At 58.9% G+C, this 19213-nt stretch carries 15 protein-coding genes and 1 pseudogene; 8 read left to right on the top strand and 8 right to left on the bottom strand.

Annotation, left to right across the window (positions count from 1 at the left end; genetic code table 11):
- Nucleotides 1–18 precede the first annotated feature (18 nt).
- A complete protein-coding gene (locus tag P4U43_RS06330; RefSeq protein ID WP_277357959.1) occupies nucleotides 19–1329 on the bottom strand; it encodes an ABC transporter substrate-binding protein in 1311 nt (436 codons plus the stop codon).
- Nucleotides 1330–1486: 157 nt separating this feature from the next.
- Here P4U43_RS06330 and P4U43_RS06325 point away from each other — a divergent pair, with 157 nt between their 5' ends.
- The 6 genes from P4U43_RS06325 to P4U43_RS06295 all read left to right on the top strand — a co-directional run bounded on the left by P4U43_RS06325 (nucleotide 1487) and on the right by P4U43_RS06295 (nucleotide 7235).
- The gene (locus P4U43_RS06325; RefSeq protein ID WP_277357958.1) at nucleotides 1487–2587 is read left to right on the top strand and encodes a LacI family DNA-binding transcriptional regulator; all 1101 of its coding nucleotides are present in this window, start codon (nucleotides 1487–1489) and stop codon (nucleotides 2585–2587) included.
- Between the two features lie 147 nt (nucleotides 2588–2734).
- Nucleotides 2735–4150 (top strand): aspartate ammonia-lyase, encoded by a 1416-nt coding sequence (locus tag P4U43_RS06320; RefSeq protein WP_277357957.1) that lies wholly within the window; start codon nucleotides 2735–2737, stop codon nucleotides 4148–4150.
- 694 nt (nucleotides 4151–4844) lie between these two features.
- On the top strand, nucleotides 4845–5294 hold the full coding sequence (locus P4U43_RS06310; protein WP_277357956.1) for an iron chaperone: 450 nt from the start codon (nucleotides 4845–4847) through the stop codon (nucleotides 5292–5294).
- Nucleotides 5295–5556: 262 nt separating this feature from the next.
- Nucleotides 5557–6090, top strand: coding sequence for an RDD family protein (locus tag P4U43_RS06305; protein ID WP_277357955.1), 534 nt, complete (start codon nucleotides 5557–5559; stop codon nucleotides 6088–6090).
- A gap of 93 nt (nucleotides 6091–6183) precedes the next feature.
- Entirely contained in the window at nucleotides 6184–6375 is a 192-nt protein-coding gene (locus P4U43_RS06300; RefSeq protein WP_277357954.1) for a hypothetical protein, read from the top strand.
- A gap of 635 nt (nucleotides 6376–7010) precedes the next feature.
- The gene (locus tag P4U43_RS06295; RefSeq protein WP_277357953.1) at nucleotides 7011–7235 is read left to right on the top strand and encodes a hypothetical protein; all 225 of its coding nucleotides are present in this window, start codon (nucleotides 7011–7013) and stop codon (nucleotides 7233–7235) included.
- A 38-nt stretch (nucleotides 7236–7273) separates the two neighbouring features.
- On the opposite strand, the gene P4U43_RS06290 is transcribed toward P4U43_RS06295, so the two are convergent.
- The 5 genes and pseudogenes from P4U43_RS06290 to P4U43_RS06275 form a co-directional block, all read right to left on the bottom strand.
- A complete protein-coding gene (locus tag P4U43_RS06290; RefSeq protein ID WP_277357952.1) occupies nucleotides 7274–7498 on the bottom strand; it encodes a hypothetical protein in 225 nt (74 codons plus the stop codon).
- Between the two features lie 191 nt (nucleotides 7499–7689).
- A complete protein-coding gene (locus tag P4U43_RS06285) occupies nucleotides 7690–9345 on the bottom strand; it encodes an ABC-F family ATP-binding cassette domain-containing protein (RefSeq protein WP_277357951.1) in 1656 nt (551 codons plus the stop codon).
- A 302-nt stretch (nucleotides 9346–9647) separates the two neighbouring features.
- Nucleotides 9648–9752 (bottom strand): annotated as a pseudogene (locus P4U43_RS18060) (IS21-like element helper ATPase IstB); the annotation flags it as partial.
- A gap of 274 nt (nucleotides 9753–10026) precedes the next feature.
- The gene (locus P4U43_RS06280; protein ID WP_277357950.1) at nucleotides 10027–11280 is read right to left on the bottom strand and encodes an ABC transporter permease; all 1254 of its coding nucleotides are present in this window, start codon (nucleotides 11278–11280) and stop codon (nucleotides 10027–10029) included.
- 5 nt (nucleotides 11281–11285) lie between these two features.
- On the bottom strand, nucleotides 11286–12221 hold the full coding sequence (locus tag P4U43_RS06275) for an ABC transporter ATP-binding protein (protein WP_277357949.1): 936 nt from the start codon (nucleotides 12219–12221) through the stop codon (nucleotides 11286–11288).
- A gap of 543 nt (nucleotides 12222–12764) precedes the next feature.
- Here P4U43_RS06275 and P4U43_RS06270 point away from each other — a divergent pair.
- The gene (locus P4U43_RS06270; RefSeq protein ID WP_277357948.1) at nucleotides 12765–15362 is read left to right on the top strand and encodes a DEAD/DEAH box helicase; all 2598 of its coding nucleotides are present in this window, start codon (nucleotides 12765–12767) and stop codon (nucleotides 15360–15362) included.
- 119 nt (nucleotides 15363–15481) lie between these two features.
- Here the strand turns inward: P4U43_RS06270 and P4U43_RS06265 are convergent, their stop codons facing one another.
- On the bottom strand, nucleotides 15482–16219 hold the full coding sequence (locus tag P4U43_RS06265) for a hypothetical protein (protein WP_277357947.1): 738 nt from the start codon (nucleotides 16217–16219) through the stop codon (nucleotides 15482–15484).
- A 392-nt stretch (nucleotides 16220–16611) separates the two neighbouring features.
- Here P4U43_RS06265 and P4U43_RS06260 point away from each other — a divergent pair, with 392 nt between their 5' ends.
- Complete coding sequence (locus P4U43_RS06260; protein WP_277357946.1) at nucleotides 16612–17712, top strand: DUF4365 domain-containing protein; 1101 nt, start codon at nucleotides 16612–16614, stop codon at nucleotides 17710–17712.
- A 177-nt stretch (nucleotides 17713–17889) separates the two neighbouring features.
- Here P4U43_RS06260 and P4U43_RS06255 read toward each other — a convergent pair whose 3' ends face one another.
- Nucleotides 17890–19212 carry a 5-methylcytosine restriction system specificity protein McrC gene (locus P4U43_RS06255; protein WP_277357945.1) on the bottom strand — a complete coding sequence of 441 codons (1323 nt, stop codon included), beginning with the start codon at nucleotides 19210–19212 and terminating at the stop codon, nucleotides 17890–17892.
- Between the last annotated feature and the right edge of the window lies 1 nt (nucleotide 19213).

Below are 19213 nucleotides of genomic sequence, written 5' to 3'. Positions count from 1 at the left end.
CTCCGGTGGTTGAGCTGCCTACTTCAGACCGTCTGAGGCTGCCCGAATAGTGTCCAGAATCTCCTCTGGAGTTTGTGACCCGTCGATAGCGGCCTGTCCCCCTGCGAGAAACGCTGCGCCGACCTCAGGGTTCGTAGCTGTATCCAGCCAGATGTTGAAGGTATCGACGCTTTGCAGGTGCGTCAGTGCTTCCTCCAGCTGTGGCAGTACATCTTCAACCCCTTCGGCGGATCCGACGACTGCTGAAGGACGGTCCCGCATTTCAAGCAGGCGTGCGCCGTTCTCCTGGGTGGTGAAGAACTTCAGGAACTCGATGGCGAGATCCTTGTTGTCGCTCTTTTCGTTGATGAGGAAGCCGTCGGGCGCGCCGGTGAGTGATTCCGCGTTGCCTTCTGCGCCTTCGATGTCCGGGAAGGCAAAGAAGTTCCAGTTGGCGGCCACGTCCGGGGTAGCGCCGTTCGCTTCCCTGAAGATGGAGAAGATGTTGCTTTCGCCGTAGTACATGGGCGCAACACCGGTCTGGATCTCTGCCTTTGCTGAATCATTGGAGATTCCGTTTGCTCCAGCGGTGAAGCAGCGTTGAGCCAGCTCGTTGAGGTCTTCGAATGCCCTGATGTAACCGGGGTGCTCGAAGGTTGCAGTCGCAGGTTCGAAATCTGCCTGCATGACGTCACGCGGAACGTGCTTGGCAATCAGGGTAGTTAGGTAGTGCACTCCTGGCCACATGGCGTTGTTGCCCATGGTGATGGGCGTGAGTCCGGTTGCTTCGAAGGTGTCGCAGGCTGTCAGGAGTTCTTCGTAGGTTGTGGGCACCTGCACGCCGTGTTCCTCGAACATCGCCGAGTTATAGATCATGTACTTCCCGGACATACTGACCGGGACTGCGTAGTTCTTCCCCTCGACCGTGTAGGCATCGACGGCGGCCGGCATCAGGGACTCTTCCCATTCGCCGTCCATTTCGGATGTGAGGTCCGCGGCGAAGCCGGCGTTGAAGTACTGCTCCCCGTAGGCGCCTGGCCACGCGAAGTACACGTCCGGAAGGTCATTGGAAGCTGTCAGAACACGCAGTCGCTCCTTGTACGGATCGTCCTGGATGGCCTGCATCTCCACGGTCACTCCGGGGTTGGCCTTCTCAAACTCGTCGACGACCTTCTCGAAGAAGGCCGCGTGATCTCCCTCCGGCCACTTATGCATGACACTCAGGGTCTGGTCTCCTCCGCTGGAGTCCTGGCCGGCGTCTCCGCTTCCGCCGCATGCGGAAAGGGCCAGGGCAAGCAGGGTCGAGACAGCCAGAACAGATTTGCTGCGACTGCGGACGTTCATGGTCATGGGAGCCTCCAAGGCAGGTAGTGAAGTCGCGGACCACGTATTTGAGAGTCTTCAACGTGTGATCTGAGTCTCTTGGTGAGTCCGGTCTCACAAAGGTATAGCATTGAGACTGGACTCACAAGTCCGTTTCAGTAATTTCTCAGAGATAGGTTCACCAATGAGCACCAGTCCAATCCGCCGCGAGACGACGGTCGCGGACGTAGCAGCCGTCGCGAAAGTGTCGAAGGCACAGGCGGCGCGAGCGCTGGGTGGGTACGGGGCCGTGAGTAGCGATGTTCGATCGAGGGTCCTGAAGGTAGCGGAGCAACTGGGCTACCACCCGAACATGCTGGCCCGCAGTATGAACACCGGGCGGTCCCACACCATCGGCGTGGTGGTCGGTGACATTCAGAATCCATACTTCAGCTTGGCCATGAGAGCCATCTCGGACACCGCCCAGCCCGCCGGGTATGACGTCCTGCTGATCAACACCGGCGAGGACGTCAAGGCGGAGCAGGAGGCAGTACGGGTCCTGCAGGACAAGCGAGTAGACGGCTACATCATCGCGCCGGTGCTGTCCGATGACAATGCCCATCTACGCGCGGTTGTCGATTCCGGACGACCCCTTGTCCTGCTCGACAGGGCGGTGGATGGCCTGGAGGTGGATGTGATCGCAACGGCATCCGAGCAAGCGTCCTTCGAGGCGGCGCAACTGTTGCTCGAACAGGGACACGAGCGCATTGCCTACATCTCAACTCTCAAGGCCCGTTCAGACCGATATGGAAGTGAAAAGACTCTCGGCTCAACCCCAGTTGCCCAACGACTGGGAGGCATGAGGCGCGCCTTCAAAGAGGCAGGCAAGGAGTTTCCCGCCTCCTTAGTCCGCTTGAACGCAGGCACGGACGAGAGCATTCATGAAATTGTCCAGGAGCTGCTGGCCCCGCCGTTCGGCGCGACCGCGATCATGGCCTCCGACAGCGTAATCGCCCTGAGCGCACTGGAAGAAATAGCGAACGCCGGCCTCACCATCCCGGCGGATCTCTCCTTCGTAATGTTCGACGATCTTCCCTGGACGAGACTTCTCACCCCTCCTCTCACCGTCGTCTCCCAGCCCGTGTACGAGCTCGGTGTCGCCGTGGCAACTACCCTCATTCACCGTATGCGCGGGGAACAGTTCAGCGCGGAGTTCGACTTCCACGCCCAGTTAATCCGCCGGGGATCTGTGGCTGCTCCCCCGCACGCCGAAACTATAATCAAGCGCAATTCTGTTTCCGTTTAGATACTGCCTACCCGCCTACACGCAGTGAAACCGCACCGCTCTCCGGCATCGCAACCACCCCGGTGATGGGCGGGGACCATACGCCCGGAATGCTGTAGGCCACCAATTTCCTGTCGAAAACCCGTAAGAGAAACCTTGTAAGGATCTATGACTATCATCGATAGCACCGCGGGCTTCCGCTCCGAGCATGACCTCCTAGGCGACCGTGACATCCCCGCCACTGCGTACTGGGGAGTACACACGCTCCGGGCAGTGGAGAACTTTCCTATCACCGGTCAGAAACTGTCATCGAACATCCACCTGGTCCGCGGCCTCGCTGCAGTGAAACTCGCAGCGGCCCGCACAAACCGCGAGCTCGGGCTCCTCGACGTGGAACGCTCTGAAGCTATTGAGCAGGCCTGCCAGGACATCCTGGACGGCCGGCTAGCCGACCAGTTTGTTGTGGACGTCATCCAGGGCGGTGCCGGAACGTCGTCGAACATGAACGCCAACGAGGTCATCGCCAACCGCGCGCTAGAAATCCTGGGCCACCCCAAGGGCGACTACGCTCGTCTGCACCCCAACGACCACGTGAACCTATCCCAATCCACCAACGACGTGTACCCCACCGCAGTGAAGCTGGGCACCATCTTTGCCGCCCGCGAACTGTTGGAGGCGCTGAGCGAACTTGAGGAAGCGTGCGCTTCAAAGGCACTCGAGTTTCGTACTGTAGTCAAAATGGGCCGCACCCAACTGCAGGACGCCGTGCCCATGACCCTGGGACAAGAATTCAGCACCTACGCCATCACCATCGGAGAGGACCGGCTGCGCCTCTCCGAAGCCGAACTGCTGATTCATGAAATCAATCTCGGCGCTACTGCAATCGGCACAGGCTTGAACGCCCCAACCGGCTATGCGGAAACAGCCTGTCGACACCTCGCCTCGATCACTGGGCTTCCCCTGATAACCGCCGTCGACCTGATCGAGGCCACCCAAGATGTAGGCGCCTTCGTCCACCTATCCGGCGTCCTCAAGCGCGTGGCCGTGAAGCTCTCCAAAATCTGCAATGACCTTCGCCTGCTCTCCTCCGGCCCACGCGCCGGCTTCGGCGAAATCAACCTGCCGGCAGTTCAGTCCGGGTCCTCCATCATGCCCGGCAAAATCAACCCGGTGATCCCGGAAGTGGTTTCTCAGGTGGCTTACGAAGTCATCGGCAATGACATTACTATCACCATGGCCGCAGAAGCCGGACAACTCCAACTCAACGCCTTCGAACCCGTCATCGTCCACAGCCTCCACAAGAGCATTTCCCACCTGGAAGCCGCTTGCCGCACCCTCACGGCCCGCTGCGTCCGGGACATCACCGCCAACAGCGAACACCTCCGCCTCACGGTGGAACAGTCCATCGGCCTGGTCACCGCCCTCAACCCGCACCTCGGCTACACCACCGCCACGGCCATCGCCCAGGAAGCCCTCGCCACCGGCAAGGGGGTCGCGGAGCTCGTGCTCGAACATGGGCTGCTCACCGCCGAGCAGCTCACCGAACTCCTCAGCCCGCAGCGCCTGGCCAACCTCAACAAATAATCCCCAAACCACACGAAGCCCTCGTTCACACAGCGATTACGCAACCATTGGGCCAAGTGGAGTCTTCATCTGATGGATATCACTCGGAGTGAGACTAAGTAGCTGGGCTGGCCCTACGGCACAAGGATGCGGGCTATTGCTGCAAGGGCTCGGACGTCAGGTGAAGTAGTCCGGGTCCAGTGTGTGGCCGAGGTTGCACCACCGTCTTTGGAGCACGAAGCGTAGTTCTTCGTGTGCGAGGGGGCGGTATCCATGGGCTGCCCCGACTCTGCTGTAGAGCCGGGGCAGCAGCTGAATTCTCGATGGCTGGCATGCCGATCAGGATCAGCGCGCCTGAAACTCTGGAACCGCCATCCATGGCTAACAGTTACAACTCAGCCAGTAGAACGGCCCCGTTGCGTATGGGTGTACCCCAACGCAACAGATTCCCAGGCCGCTCGGCTGCACGCCGAGCACACACGCCCTTAGATCTGCATAGGATACACAGCGAAGGAAGCTATCGCGGGATGGTTGACGCGACGTAGCGCGGCTTTCCCATCCCTCCTCGGGTTACAGATGCCCCGAGCGGTGCCCGTATGGGGCACGGAATAGGATCGCTTTACCGGGCGGGTTCAACGCGCTACCAGAGTGGGCCGAAACGCGGACTCAGCACTTCGCTGCCATGCCCCCTCCGTTCGGCAACCCGATTTGTCGCATGTACACCCGCCGCCTATCCGACGCCGCGGTTCTGCCGAACCGGAGTCCGAGCGAAGCGGAGGTGGCCAGCGCTAAGCTCAGGGTTATGGGTGCAAAAGCGAAGAGCGTCGAAGAGTATCTCAATGCGCTCGACCCCGCGTACCGAGCAGAACTCGAACGGATCCGCGCGCTTGTAACACAACTCGTGCCGGACACCGAAGAGACCATAAGTTATGGGATGCCGACTCTCAAATATAAAAACCGGGCACTGGTGTACTTCACCGCATCCAAAAAGCATATGAGCTTCTACCCCTCCTCACGGGCGATCGAGGAGCTGAAGGGCCAGCTCAAGCACTACAAGACCACCGAACACGCGATCCAATTCACGCTGGACAAGACCCTGCCCAGCCGCTTGGTCGAAGATCTCGTTCGCGTACATGTGCGCGAAATTGACGCCAACAGGCAATAAGCCCCCAAGCGTCCTACGATCCAGCATCGTGGTCGCAGCAATGATCAATCCGATCTGCGCAGCCGCACGGATCATGTATTTCAGCGCTCTCCTGCGGTTCGGCTTCCGGGGCCAGCTGATGTCCGATTCTCTGCATTGCGCCTCTACTAGCTTGATTCCCATGCCGGACCGGCCGAGAGGAGGTGCTACCGCTAACCGGCGATTCCGGCGCGCCAAGTACCGAACGAGAGTGCGCGCTGAATCGGTTGCTAAAATCCGGAGAGTGCACCCGCAACCGTGGAACCGATTACTTGCTTGGGTGATCGACTGGATCTGCATACTCGCATGGGCTGCGCTCCTCGCTGCGGTCGGTATACCGCTCCGACTGGCCGGGATCACCGACGGACTCACGTTCGTGGCCCTCAACATCATCGCGACACTCGTCCTTGTGGTCCCCGTTACTCTCACGCTAGCCGGGCTTGAATCGTCAGCGCGGCAGGCATCGATCGGCAAACACTCGCGCCACCTCCTCGTCATGAACTCACGCACAGGCCTTCGTCTTTCGTTTCGACGCGCGCTCGTTCGGAACACCATGAAGGTAGCCGCGCCATGGACGATTGGGCATGCTGCCGTCTACGGTATCGTCGCCTCGAGCGCGGATGGCAGTGTACCTCCCTCGATTTGGGCGGGCACGGCGTTTGCCTACGTATTGCCGGCCGCTTACGTGGCGTCACTATTTTTCGGCACGGGCCGGACACCTTACGACCGAATTTCCGGCACAACCGTTATCCTCGGCCCCGGAGCGAAAACCAGCTGAAGAAGACAGAGGCAGTCCGACCAAAGATCACGCGCGCCCTGTATGCCGCCGCCCTACTCCTTGAGTCCGTCGAGTGCGGGAATCGGCGAGACGGTGACCATCGAAGCACAGGACTCGGATTGCGATCCCCGCTACGGCGAGAACGCCAGGATCAATGCGACGGTGACTGATGCCGGAGTTGGACAATCCTCGCTGGGGGACGGATGCGAAGGACCAAGCAACCGCGAGGCGGCTCCTAACTCGCCTGGATCGGAGGGCCATCAGATGATTGTCCTCAGCGGGTAGAGGTTACTGCTCGTCAGTGGGTGGAGGTTACTGCTCGTCAGTGGGTGGAGCCGCACGTGTTGGGGCGAACCGGCACGGCTCCACCCGGGGCTTGAGTGCCCCGCCAGGTTGGAGCTGAAGTTTCGGGTCAGCTCACCGGCAGTCCTCACTATCCGCTGCGTACCTTGAGGTTTCCTCCACGATCACCGAGCAGTACATGACTGGATTGGTGGATCGCTTTTATGAACGGGCGGGTCACTGATCGAACTGCGATGCCGACTGAACGGCATCTAGCCTCCGGCGGCCTCTACCAGGGCGGGGAAATACCGGGTTAGATCCTTCCTTGCCGGAACCACAAGGCGGCGCGCATTCATGGTCACGGATGACCACAATGCACTCACCGGTAAGGGCGCCGCCTGCGAAGATGCTGCTGATACCTCGGTCCCGGGTTGAACTCAGTGGAGGACGTAGCTGGTCGGGGACGTTCACCGGTTACCCTTGACGGTGCTGGTGTCGTTTCCATAGCTCGTGCGTCCGCCGATGATGGCATCCTGATGGTGTGCCCTACTCGTTGGAAAGCCGAAATGCCGGTGAACGCGCGGCAGCTTGAGGCAAACTCTCGGCTTTCCGCCGCTACAGGAGCAGGAGGAGGCAAGATGGATGAGCTGCACGAGTGCGGCAGTCTATGTGAAGCACTAACCCGCGCGGCCCGTGATGTCGCGCCAACCGCTGGTTCCGTCTCGCGTGAAACGCTTGCTGCTGCTCTCCAGGAACGACTGATCCATTACTGGGGAGCCGGTCATGGGATCGGATCCGCTGAGCTCTTGAATATTGCCGCGGATATCAAGGGCCCTTCCAAGAAGGAGCGGCACTACAAGTAGCCCCAAAGGTGAATCTCAAGTCATGTTCGAGTCATTCCTCATGAGTACCGTTCGTGCGAGGTTGATATGGCGTCTCGTCGATTCAGTTCCTCGTTGACCTCGTCCAGCCTGCTCTGAGTCTCCATCTGCGTATCTATGTGTGCGTATTCCTCGTCCAATTCACGGTGCAGTCGACTGTTGAGCACTTCCAGTTCTGTATCGCTCAGCAAGGTGAGGTCGTCAGGAAAAGACTCATCCGGCTCCAGCCGGTACGTCCTACTCATCCATCCCCCTCGTAAAACTGCTGACACCGGATGGAACAGAGACTATCGCCCTCCGCAGCACCATGGCGGAAAAATATGAATTTGCTGAGACGCCTGGGTTCATCTGCGAGAGGGTTTGACCATGGCCTCCCCACCACTGCCTGTGACGGCCCATTACGAGCGGCCTGAGCGCGCACATACTTTCTTCGGGCTCATACCGTCGCCTCACTTCCCGTCGCCGCGGCCAGCCGGAGTTGGGGCCAGTCGTCGACATCGCGAAGAAGCTGCCGATCATGCGTCGACAGAACAACCGCCGCCTGGGTAGCACCGAGCGCGTCGGTGAGTTCATTGACAAGCGCTATCGAGAGGTGGTTGGTGGGTTCATCGAGGAGGAGCACGTGCGGTTTCGTCGCGAGTACCAATGCTAGATCGAGGCGACGCTGTTGGCCTGTCGACATTTCGCCCACCCGCTTGCTGGAGTCACGGGGGCGCAGGATGCCGAGCTGGGAAAGCCCTACCGTTTCAGCGGGTTGTAACGTACCCGAGGCGACAAGGGCGGCGACGTGCGCGGCGTATAACTCACTCGCCCTCAGGTTCAGGGGTAGTGCGGATTCTTGGCGCAGGAAGCCTAGACGCGTGCTCTGAGGTATTCGTATCGAGCCTGTGTCCGGTTGCAGTTCACCAGCGATTACCGCTAACAACGTCGACTTTCCGGCACCATTCGCACCGGTCACGACGAGGCCTCCGCGGTGCGAGAGTGAGAGCGACACCGGGTTCGTCAGGCGCTCAGCAACACTGACGTGATCGACGCTGAGGAGGACCGCGCCGGTTCTTGTCGGGAGCTCTGGGAAGCGGAAGTGCTGTGGTGGTTCCGGCACGCTCAGCGCGTGCGCTTCGAGCTGTTCCTGACGCCGATGCACGCTTTGCACGAGGCCCCCCGCACGGGTAGCTCGCCCATGTTTGTTGGTGCCCTTTTCCGGCCGCCAGCCCGAGACGAGTCGGTTCTGCGCCGCGTTAAGGCTGTCTTGCAGTCGAGTGTGTTCGGCTTGTTGGTGCTCGTACTCTTGTTCCCAGCGTTCACGCTCGGCCAGTCGACCCTTGATGTAGTTGGCATAGCCGTTGCCATAGATGCGCGGGCGATCATCTGGCGTCGGGTCGAGGTCGACGATGGTCTCGGCAACCTCCGACAGCAGTGCCCGATCATGCGTCACGACCACGACGCCGCCGCTACGCGATCGGAGCTGGGCGCTCAGAAACTCGAGTCCGCTTCGATCGAGATGGTTGGTGGGTTCATCGAGCAGCAGGAAATCATCATCGGCCCCCAAAAGGCACGCTAGCCGCACCCGATACCGCTGGCCTACGGAAAGGTCGCCGAGGAACCGCGCCGGGTTGGTCTCCGCATCAAGGGCTTCGAGTGCGATCTGCACGCGCCGCTCGGCATCCCAAGCGTGAAGTAATTCTGCTTGTTCCAACGCTGCCACGTACCGCTCGTCTGCACCGGTCATTCCGTCCGAGAGGGCAAGGGTGGCCGCGTCCAGGGCCGCCAGCGCCGCCAGTGGCTCGGCGATCGCTTCAGCCACAGCTTGGCCCACGGTTCGGTCGTCACTTGCGGTCATTTCCTGTTCCGCGACTCCTAAGGTGCCGATGCGCTGCACGGAGCCAGTCTCTGGAACCAGGGTGCCAGCGAGTACATGAAGGAGGGTCGATTTGCCGCGGCCGTTCTCGCCCACGATCGCGATACGCGAAGCGGGAGTCACGACGAGGTTTACGTGGTTCAGAACAGATGTTGCCCCGCGCATTACAGAAACATCGGAGGCGATGAGCTGCGCTCGGTGGCGCGCCGAATAAGGGTTGGTAGAGGTGAGCATTTGTATCCTTCGTGACGACGCACCACGAGCCCAAAGCCCGGAGAGCGCGAATGACGGCGACCCACGCGGGGGTCAAGAACGAGCAGCCGCCGCAGCCTCGGAGTTACTCATCGAGCGCGGAAGGCCCTACTCAGCCGTCACAGGAAGTACAAATGCATGACTTGATCGTAAAGCATCAAGTCGGCAGTCCGCCAACGATGTCCCAAACCATTGGCTATGAAAGGGCGCGCTGACGAGCATCGTTGTCGCTTGTCGACGAGGCTCCGACTCAATCACCTCGTTTGGTGGGCGAGGGTGTGGGCGAGACGGTGGGAGTCGGTGCCGGAGTCCCCGAGGAGGCAGAGAGGTTGGCCTTTGCGGATCCAGTCACCGGTGGCCAGGGTATGGATGGTGGCGGGGTTGATGTGGCGGCCGGTCCAGTCCTTACACGGCGAACACGTGCTCGAGCGTGACGACCAGGCTTGGGAAGTCAAGCGGGTCTCGGTCTTCTTCCCCCAGTCCTTGCTGTCCAGTAAAGATGGCTGGCATGCCGCAACAACGCGTTTCCCAGACTGCTTCTACATTCGTCGGCGACTACCTGAGCCTTCCAATCCCTGAAAGTTGCGCAAACTCGTCACACTCCGAGGGCCATCCCGCCGTCACCCTGCGCGCAAGAGCAAGGCCAGGTAATCTTCGTCGGCGTCAACTCGCCGCGTTCGATACCGCTTCCGGTGTGCGGCGGCCGCTGCGCAGGGCGGTTCTAATGTTCACCTTGGAGGTGTAGGAGATGGACCCGTACTGGAAGAGCCGGACCGCGAGAAAGAACATCAGCACCGCCCCGATGAACAGGATGGCGATGACGATCGAGGCTTCGGCCACGCTCAAGGATCCGAGGGCGTTGCGGAGCATCGCGGTGACCGGAGAGGAGAACGGGAAGTACGTGAAGATCTGGACGATGAGTGCCTGCGGGTTGGAGAAGATCAGCGAGATCGCATAGAACGGGACGAAGATCAGGGCCATCATCACGCCCATGAAGTTTCCGGCTTCCTTCGCGGTGGGCATGACTGCTCCGATGGCGACGAGCGTCGTAGTGAACAGCGCGAACCCGCCGATCAGGAGCAGGAATCCGATGATCATCGGGACAGGCTCGAAGACCAGGGCCGCGAGATCGAGTTCGGGGATGCTGATCTGTTCACGGAAGAAGAGGTATCCGATGACGATGGGTGAGGCGAAAATGACCATCTGAACCAACCCGATGCCAAAGAGGGCCAGGACTTTGCCACTGATCAGCGTTGTCGGCTTCAGGGTGGTCAGGATCATCTCGGTGACCCTGTTTTCCTTTTCCTCGAGGGTGGAGCTGAGCATCTGTCCGGCGAGAAGGATGATGAGACCGTAGAAGATGACCAGGAACATCAGCGGCGGGATGACGGCGTTGAACCCGCCGGTTTCCTTGCCGTCCTGGTACGTAGTGAGGGCGATGGACGCATCGCCGGCAGCCAGGGTAACCAAATCGGGTGAGCCGATCTGTGTATTGACGGCCTGGGTCAGCATGGCTTCGGCGACGGCGGAGTACTTGTTGTTCTCGAACAATCCCTGGTCCGCCCCGTAGACCTTGATGTCTGAGCTAGCAGGGTCGGCCGGGAAGTCGAAGAACGCATCCACGGCCCCGGTCTGAACGGCATTGACGCCCTCCTCCGGCGAGGCTGCCTCCTCGGCCCCGAAAGCAGCGGCCTGCTCCGGTGTGATGAGCCCGGAGGCGTCCGTGTAGGAGATGGAGAACTCAGCGCTTTCCTGGGCGTCGGCGGCGGACGCGGTAGCACTGTTGCTGATGAAGATTAGACCGAAGACGACGGCCATGATCAACGGCACCGACAAAGTGCCGACCCAGAAACGCTTCTTGCTGATCGTGCGGACGAACTCGAAGCTGACGACGGTGCCGAGGTTGTGCTGTGCCATGCCTGTTATGCCTCTGCCATCTCGTAGTCACTGGTGGAAGCCTCATTCTCGGCGCCGTAAACGCGGATGAAAATCTCCTCCAACGAAACCTTGGTCGTCGTGAAGGATCGCACTGCCACTCCCCCGGCGATCAGTTCTTTCAGGATGTCCGTTTCGTCGGCATCATCGGCGATGGACAGTTCGGAGTAGTTCGTCTCGCTCACAGCGAGCGTGTATCGCGGCGATGCCGGGACCTGGCCGGAATGCTTGAGCCGGATGACGCGGCCGCCGAACTGGTTCTGAACCTCATCGATGGTGCCGTACGCCTCAGAGGTTCCGTTCTTGAGCAGGATGACCCGGTCACAGAGCCGTTCAACTTCTTCCATCTGGTGGGTGACCATGACCACGGTCGCACCCTTGGTCTTTTGCTCGCCGATGATGTCCATCAGCAGGCGCCGGTTGACCGGGTCGAAGCCCTTGGTCGGCTCGTCCAGAATGAGCAGTTCGGGTTCGTTCATGATGGTCACGCCGAGCTGGACCTTCTGCTGCTGTCCACCGGAGAGCTTATCGAGCTGCACGCCGGCCTTGTCCGCCAGGGCAACGCGCTCCAGATACTCGAGAGACCAGCGTTTGGCGGCGCCGGCATCGAGGCCTTTGAGCCGGCCGAAGTAGTTCATCACATCGATGACCTTTTCCTTCTTGTAGAGGCCGCGTTCCTCCGGCAAATACCCTAGGCGTCCTCCGTCCTCGGGCCGGAACGGCCGCCCTCCGATATGGAGGATCCCTGCGGTCGGCTGGTAGATGCCCAGCAGCGCACGGATGGTCGTGGTCTTGCCCGAGCCGTTACTGCCAAGGAAGCCGAACGTCTCGCCCCGGCTCACGTCGAAGGACAGATCCCGGATGACGGTTTTGTCACCGAAATCCATTCGAAAACCGTCGATATGGACAAGTGCTTCGCTCATGGCCAATTCCCCAATGAAGTGCCGTCAGATGATCCTTCGAGTCTATTCACGGCCCCTCACGAGGCACTCAGTCCAAAGGATGACATCGACCGACCCGGCAGTTCGCACGGAACGCTGGATTGAAAGTCAGTCGTATCCATTGGCACCGTCGATCAACGATCGACGGAAGTGTCAGATCCCGTTCTGGTGCGGAATCGTCATTGCAGAGGTTTCGCACTTGATCTGTGCCTCCGGAACTCGCCGCTGTTCGATGCTCCATAAGAAGCGGGTCAGAACCGGTCGTTTATGCCACCCCTCGTTTACAGGGCAGAAGAGGAACAGAGACCGGCCAGACGTGTCCCAGAGACCTACACAGGCTGATGCAATATCAGCTGAGTTTATTCAAGGGTCTCGCCCTGACTCGACGGAATCTTCGAGTCTCATGACATCTACCTAGGCGCAACACACCGACACGATCGCTCATTTCTGCCTACTGTCGTAACCTCTCCCTTCACCTGAGCGATGCTTGGAGGAGAAGATGGGACATAACCGAAGGGGCGGCTAGTGGCTTTCAGGACGCGGAATAGTAGCGCAGCAGCGTTGAGCACGCCGAAGGCGATTTTTGAAAACACCCGCGTCGGCAGACAAGACTTACAAGAGCTCTGGCCACACCAGGAATCTGTACTCACTGCCTGGACTGACAAGCATCAGGACGCAAGCGATGTTGCTATCGAACTGCCTACCGGCGCCGGAAAGACGCTCATCGCCGGACTAATCGGAGAGTTTGAACGCTCCGTTCGTGGTCGCCGGGTCACATACCTATGCCCGACGAAACAGCTAGCTAGGCAGTGCCATGCGCAACTCCTCAGCTACGGGTTGCCCGCGGTACTGCTTATCGGGCCGGTAGCACAGTGGAACTCCGCAGATAGGGCGCGTTACTCGTCAGCCAGCGCAATCGCAGTCTCTGTTGGATCACACGTCTTCAACAGCAATCCCGCCCTCGTGGACTCCCAATACATGATCGTCGACGACGCTCACGCAGCTGACAGCTATGTATCTAACCCGTGGTCCATAAACCTTGAACGCAAAGAGACGGCCTACCACGAAGTCCTTCGTGTCCTAAAAGACTCCTTTGATCCGTTGGTCCTCGGTCGTCTGCAGCAAGACACCGCCGCCGGCCAATTTGCTTCGGACGTCTACCTAGCCTCTCCTGTGGGTGTCATGTCCGCTGCGGCCGCTCTCGAGCAAGCACTGAAAGCGGCTCAGGGAGAAACCGAGATTAATACAGACGCTGTATACGCTCTGAAGATGCTTGAGGGCCATCTCGGGCAGTGTCTCGTGTTTGCGTCCTACCGAAGTCTACAAATTCGGCCCTTCATACCACCAACCCATGCTCATACCGCCTTCGATAGCCCGAAACAGCGCTTATATATGAGCGCGACTCTTGGAGAAGGTGGTGAACTTGAACGCAGCTTTGGCAGGACTAAGATTTCTCGGATCCCCACACCCCCGGAGTGGGCCAAACGCGGGACTGGACGCCGGTTTTTCATGTTCCCGGAACTCACAACGGACTTCGCTCGCGACAAGACAGATCTAGCCGCCTGGATAGTAGCGCTGACCAAGCAGGTAGGACGGTCTGTTGTCCTTACTCCTGATCGACGGACTGGTGAAGACTTCGAGGAATGGGTAGGGGACTCCCTTTCGATCGTCCACGCAAAAGACATTGAGGACAACGTCTCGTCATTCACCAGTCAGCAGGATGCGGCGCTAGTTCTCACCAATCGTTATGACGGGCTCGACCTCCCTGATGATGACTGCAGGCTCGTCGTAATTGACGGACTACCGTCGAGGGGTGATCTGCAAGAACGCTTTCTGGTCGGTTCTCTTGGGGCTCTGGACGTACTGCAAGAACGTATTCGTTCACGAATAGTTCAGGGAGCAGGTAGGGCCACGCGTAACGAAGACGATTACGCCGCCGTTCTTATGCTGGGTGATGATCTAAGTTCATTCTGCACACGATTGGATGTTCGGAATGCTATGCGTGCTGAGCTCAACGCCGAAGTTTCCTTTGGGCTTGAGAACAGTTTAGGAATCGATTCTGACGAGATGAAGGACAACTTCAACGCGTTCCTTGCACAGGGCGATATGTGGGCAGAGGTGGAGAGTGATTTAGCAGACCGGAGGGATGAGGCCACCGTTGTTCACCCCCCGGGGACTGCTCAGTTGAGCGCCGCGTCTAAGGACGAAGTCGCTGCATCCCAAGCCGCTTGGCAAGGCGATTGGGGTCGCGCTCTCGAACACGCAAGGAAGGTGGTTGATAGCCTTACTGGGGGCAGGGCCCCTCAGCGATACGCGTCGTTCTGGAACTATCTGGCTGCCTGCTGGTCCCTAGTCTTGGCCGAAAAGCGACAGGACGCGGGCCTCAGGGAGACGAGCATGGACTACTACAGGGCGTGCCGCTCATCCGGTCGTGGAACGCTCTGGATGTCCTACTTACACGCACCTGCGGATCATGACTTCGAGACTGGCACACCAGCTGAAGACGTCGATGCGGTTGACGAAGTAGCAGCCGCGAACATCTTGCAATCATTTACCCAGGTTGCACGACCAAATTCGTTTGCGAACGAGATTGCTCGAATTCGAAGCCAACTGCTGGCTACAGAAGCGACTCCTTATGAGGAAGCGCTGGTCCATCTTGGCGTGCTGGCTGGAGCAGAAAGCGATGGCAACCACGGGGCATCCTCAGCTCCTGATGCATCTTGGATATTCTCAACCAATTCATGGGTAGGCTGGGAGGCAAAGAGTGAGTCGTTGCCAGAGGGAGAGCTTGGCGCAAAGGACGTACGGCAGGCAGGATCGCACCTTCGCTACATAGCCAGCTCACGAGGTGAATCTGCACCTAGCGACTCTGTGGTCTTCCTAGTCACGTCACAGAAACGCGTTCACCCGTCGGCTCGCGCCATAGCTGAAGACCACGTCTACCTTGTAACGCCTCAGCAAGTTCTCGAGGTCTTCGATGCGCATACGAAGGCCTGGCATGCACTCCGAGCGCGAGGATCGAATGTCATTACTACAACCGATGTTCTCAATGCATTGAAGGATGCCAACGCCCTTCCGTCTCTCTGGATACCGAAGCTCCGGAAAAACCCGGTCAAGCAGTGAGTTGAGAACGGTGTCTCATATCCGATGGGAAACAAGACTCAGCTGACCTGATCGGAAGAAACGAACTGGCTTGTCGGGTGCTGACTGCAACACCGCGGACACGTAACAGAATGCATATTTCATGGGGTACGAACCAAAAAGGCACAGATGGTTGTCAATTTCTCAAGGGCATCCGCATAAGCTGCATCGCGTTCCCAAGAGGCGGTGTAAAGGTGAGAGTACGCATTGCGCCGGACCTGACCTGCTCTTTCTTCTAAGTAAAAATACCCTGCAGTTTTCCGGTCGCCTTGAGTAAACACTTCGAGATCGCAGCGGAAGGCGTCTCGCTGTTCCTTCTGAGATTCATTGGGGTGAAGCACTCCGCTAGCAGCGTCCGCAAATTCGTCCAACCACCCTGGTATCTCATCTCCGTCACCGATACCGACTAGAGGGTCGTGATCTGCCACCCAAGCTGTCAACAGCAGGGCTGCGAGGTCCACCGCTGCGTCATAAGTGGACTTTAAGCGGTCTGGTCCCGGCCGCATCGTCATGACTTTATCGAAGCGCCCCACAAGCGTCATTCGCGGGTTCCAAGTCCATAGATCGAGTAGGTGGTGAAGCACCGAATCGGGAAACGGAAGACTATTTACCATGGAGACCGAATAATCGTCGTCTAAGGACGAGTTCTTTCCTAGAAGCTCATCGAGCTCTCCTGGGCCGAGATACTTCCACTCACCAGGGTCATCGGAGCGAGGAATCACGACAAACGTCGGAATTCCCGACGCTCCGCTTGAAACCCAGCCTCTCAAAGTCCCGATGACTACCGTAGGATCCGACACCCAGTTCTTCACTTGGATGTGTGCGGTCCGGCCAGACATTGTCCAGGAATCCCTGATGCAAGTCCTGTCTAGCGGGATACGGAAGGGTTCGCAGGGAAGATGAATATGTAGATCCCACCCATAGTCGGAAGCTGACAGAGAATTTAAACTTGCTCCCGTATCTAGCATCCTTCGAATCACTGATGCTTCTCCGACGTCCCCCAGATAGTGTTTTTTTGTCCGCTTCGCCATATCGTCATGATGTCCTATGTGCAGGGGGAAAGGCCAAGATATGTGGTCTGTCGTCTCTAAGCGTCGTTTGGTTTTTCAGGACTGACCCTCTCCGCGCCGCAGTCACAGCTCGTCTTAGTTCCATACGTTGCTTAGCCCGGGCGTCAGCACCAATCGGGATCCGGCTCATCAGGCCACACCAGGGCCGTAAGGTTTTGCCCGTGACTAGTGAATCATCCACAAGAAAAAAGCTGCGCGTTGGGCATCGCTCCGAACGAGACGGCATCAACGCTGTGCGGGGACTACTCGAGCGCCATGGCCTAGTGGTGGACGAAGTGGACGGAAGGAGCGACTACGGTCGGGACCTCAATGTCGACATCACTCGCGACTCTGCCATTACGGGCGGCATTATTGGCGTTCAGGTTAAGGGAGGCCGGACCTTCTTTCGACGTGGCCAGTGGATCATTCCTGCCACGAAAGTGGACTGGGCCTACTGGCGCGCATCCACCGTACCGATTGTCGGAATGGTGCATGATCCCGATAGCGGAATCATCCGCTGGATAAATCTGACGGAAGCAGCTCGTAGCCGTGTCTTAACGGAATCCTCAGGCTTCAAGGTTTCAGAGCAGAACGACAATCTGTCGGAGATCGTCCTTGAGGAGGTCTTAAGCGACGACAGCTTTGACTACTTCATCACCCGCACAGAGGCCTACCTGACCGCCACCGCTGATTCTGCTTACTTGCTGCTACTCGATTTCGACGATGAAATTCGCCGCCAGGGGGTGTTCAATTGCTGGACACTGGGCCGCCGTGACCCACGTCCTTTGATCCTCTTGCGCCGAGTATTGACTTCCCTGGCGGGGCGCAGTCTGTATGACGGGATCAGTGTTCTGGCACACGCGACTCCACATCCGGATATCTTCTGGACCAAGCAGAACTGGATTTCCCCAGTGGTTGAAAAGTCCATCCAAGCTTCGTTCAGGTGGTCGCCCGACGAGTTGGCGGAACTAGTACATGCCGTCGAAACCTTCGATGATGCAGGGTCAGACTGGCAGCGTGGCGGTATCGGCCAGAGCCTCTGGTCGATTATGGTCGTCGATCCCGAGTTATGCTCGAAGTTACCCTTGGCGGTTCGTGCTGCTGCAGAGACAGGGCGGGTACAAGCAGCCGTCAGACTCCTCATATGCCTTCAGTATCTGGCAGACGATCCGCTAAGGGAGGTGGATGCCCTCGTCCGAGCCCATCCGTCGCTGGAACAACACGAAATGGCCCGCTTGGTCGTGGAGCACTTACGCGAACACGGTCGATTCGACGTGTACTGAAATTGTGCGCCAAGCTGCATAGCTGATGGCCCCTGAGGAACCGCAGGCCAATGTGGGCTGGGATGCGAGGTTACCCTCCTGAGTGCACAGTAGCTTGGGGCGACTCGCGGTAACCGCGACGCGCGCGGACGATGTGGAGGAGGGCCCATTGAGGCAATAGGTCTACCGGCCGGGCTGTTAGCTCGGGGTTGCCGCCGGGGTTATGCGTTCGCGGAAACTCGCCAAGTTGTCCCGTGCATTCGGGCCAACGTCCATGAAGTGCAGGCGAATGGGCGCCCCGATTCCCCGCACTGCGTAAGACTTGGGAAGCGCCTGTCCCTTAGCCAGGACGATGGGATAGACCAAGGCTGTTCTAGCACCTAGCCACAGCGGTTGCTGTCGGTAGGCTGCCATCTGGTAGACGTCACCTCGCGAAACCCGGATCCTCGGGCCACTGTTTCCAACAGTCAGGGCATCATCTTCGTTGCCGGGAATCCGCAACGACTCCTTATATTTAGCGTCGAACAACATCACGTCATTCCCAGCACGCAGCACATAGTCCGGATCGATTTTCGACGTGGTCAGCCTATTGGCAGAACCATCGTAAATCATTGCGCTTGGGCGCTTGGACTTGTCCACTGTGAAAGCTTCTGAAGCTTCCAGGATTCCACGCAATGCCTCCTGGAACAGCGCCGGCATCGCCCACATGAATGAGCTGACCTGGTTCGCGCCTGTTTGTGCCCCGAGATGCCGGCCACCGAGCAGATCGCCCGTGGTCTGCAGTATGGAAGCGTAGTGGCGTTCGGAGCCTCGGGTCGAGGTCGCCCGCAGCTCTCTAGGGCCAATGGTGGTATCCGAAACCTCAGCAAACATGGGTAGTGCTGCGTTGACCGCGGCTTTGACTGCCTTCCGTGCAGCCGGGATTGCCAGTGCAGACGACAATTTTGTAACTTCCCGCAATCCCGCTTTTAGGACTCTGTTATTTGCTGTGTCAATGGTTCGTTCGGTGATCACGCACGGAACTTCCGCATTGCGCGCTGTTGCAAGGCTTTGCGTCATGTACTTTGAGACGAGAAAACGGCCTCGCACGTGGCCGGGAAGAACGACTTCCCGTGTCCGGTAGCTCCTGCGCAACCACCTGGTCGCAAAGTCCGCCACGGCGTCCACATACCAAACCAGCAAGGCCGCAATCGGATCCGAGTAAGCATTGTCGATGCCCACTCTCGCGCCCTTTGGTCTACGCAGAACCTCGCCGCGCTGGCCGTATGCGTGCTCGGCCAAGAACAGCACATCGGCGCCTCTAAGCTTCGGCTCGATCACCACAGTTAGATCGATGTCGGCGCTTCGGTACCGGGCTATTCCGGACAGGGCATCCGCCTTCAGCCGCCACTCAACCTCTTTGGGACGGCGGGTGGCAGTCACCGATAACTCGATCCAGAACGACTCATCCACAAGCTGGACGAGTTCGTCATCGACGAGAGTCGTTTCATACTCTTGGAGCCTTAAGGTCTCAACCCGCATT

Origin of the sequence: Arthrobacter vasquezii (genome assembly GCF_029455255.1) — a bacterium.
Taxonomy (GTDB): Bacteria; Actinomycetota; Actinomycetes; order Actinomycetales; family Micrococcaceae; genus Arthrobacter_D; species Arthrobacter_D parietis.
This window is presented reverse-complemented; position numbering and strand designations above follow the sequence as displayed.

Bases quoted from the DNA above. Each gene is read 5' to 3' on its own strand.
- P4U43_RS06285 (WP_277357951.1), bottom strand. From the start codon at position 9,345: ATGCTCACCTCTACCAACCCTTATTCGGCGCGCCACCGAGCGCAGCTC.
- P4U43_RS06330 (WP_277357959.1), bottom strand. From the start codon at position 1,329: ATGACCATGAACGTCCGCAGTCGCAGCAAATCTGTTCTGGCTGTCTCG.
- P4U43_RS06280 (WP_277357950.1), bottom strand. From the start codon at position 11,280: ATGGCACAGCACAACCTCGGCACCGTCGTCAGCTTCGAGTTCGTCCGC.
- P4U43_RS06275 (WP_277357949.1), bottom strand. From the start codon at position 12,221: ATGAGCGAAGCACTTGTCCATATCGACGGTTTTCGAATGGATTTCGGT.
- P4U43_RS06295 (WP_277357953.1), top strand. From the start codon at position 7,011: ATGGATGAGCTGCACGAGTGCGGCAGTCTATGTGAAGCACTAACCCGC.
- P4U43_RS06320 (WP_277357957.1), top strand. From the start codon at position 2,735: ATGACTATCATCGATAGCACCGCGGGCTTCCGCTCCGAGCATGACCTC.
- P4U43_RS06325 (WP_277357958.1), top strand. From the start codon at position 1,487: ATGAGCACCAGTCCAATCCGCCGCGAGACGACGGTCGCGGACGTAGCA.
- P4U43_RS06265 (WP_277357947.1), bottom strand. From the start codon at position 16,219: ATGTCTGGCCGGACCGCACACATCCAAGTGAAGAACTGGGTGTCGGAT.
- P4U43_RS06290 (WP_277357952.1), bottom strand. From the start codon at position 7,498: ATGAGTAGGACGTACCGGCTGGAGCCGGATGAGTCTTTTCCTGACGAC.
- P4U43_RS06310 (WP_277357956.1), top strand. From the start codon at position 4,845: ATGTACACCCGCCGCCTATCCGACGCCGCGGTTCTGCCGAACCGGAGT.
- P4U43_RS06255 (WP_277357945.1), bottom strand. From the start codon at position 19,212: ATGCGGGTTGAGACCTTAAGGCTCCAAGAGTATGAAACGACTCTCGTC.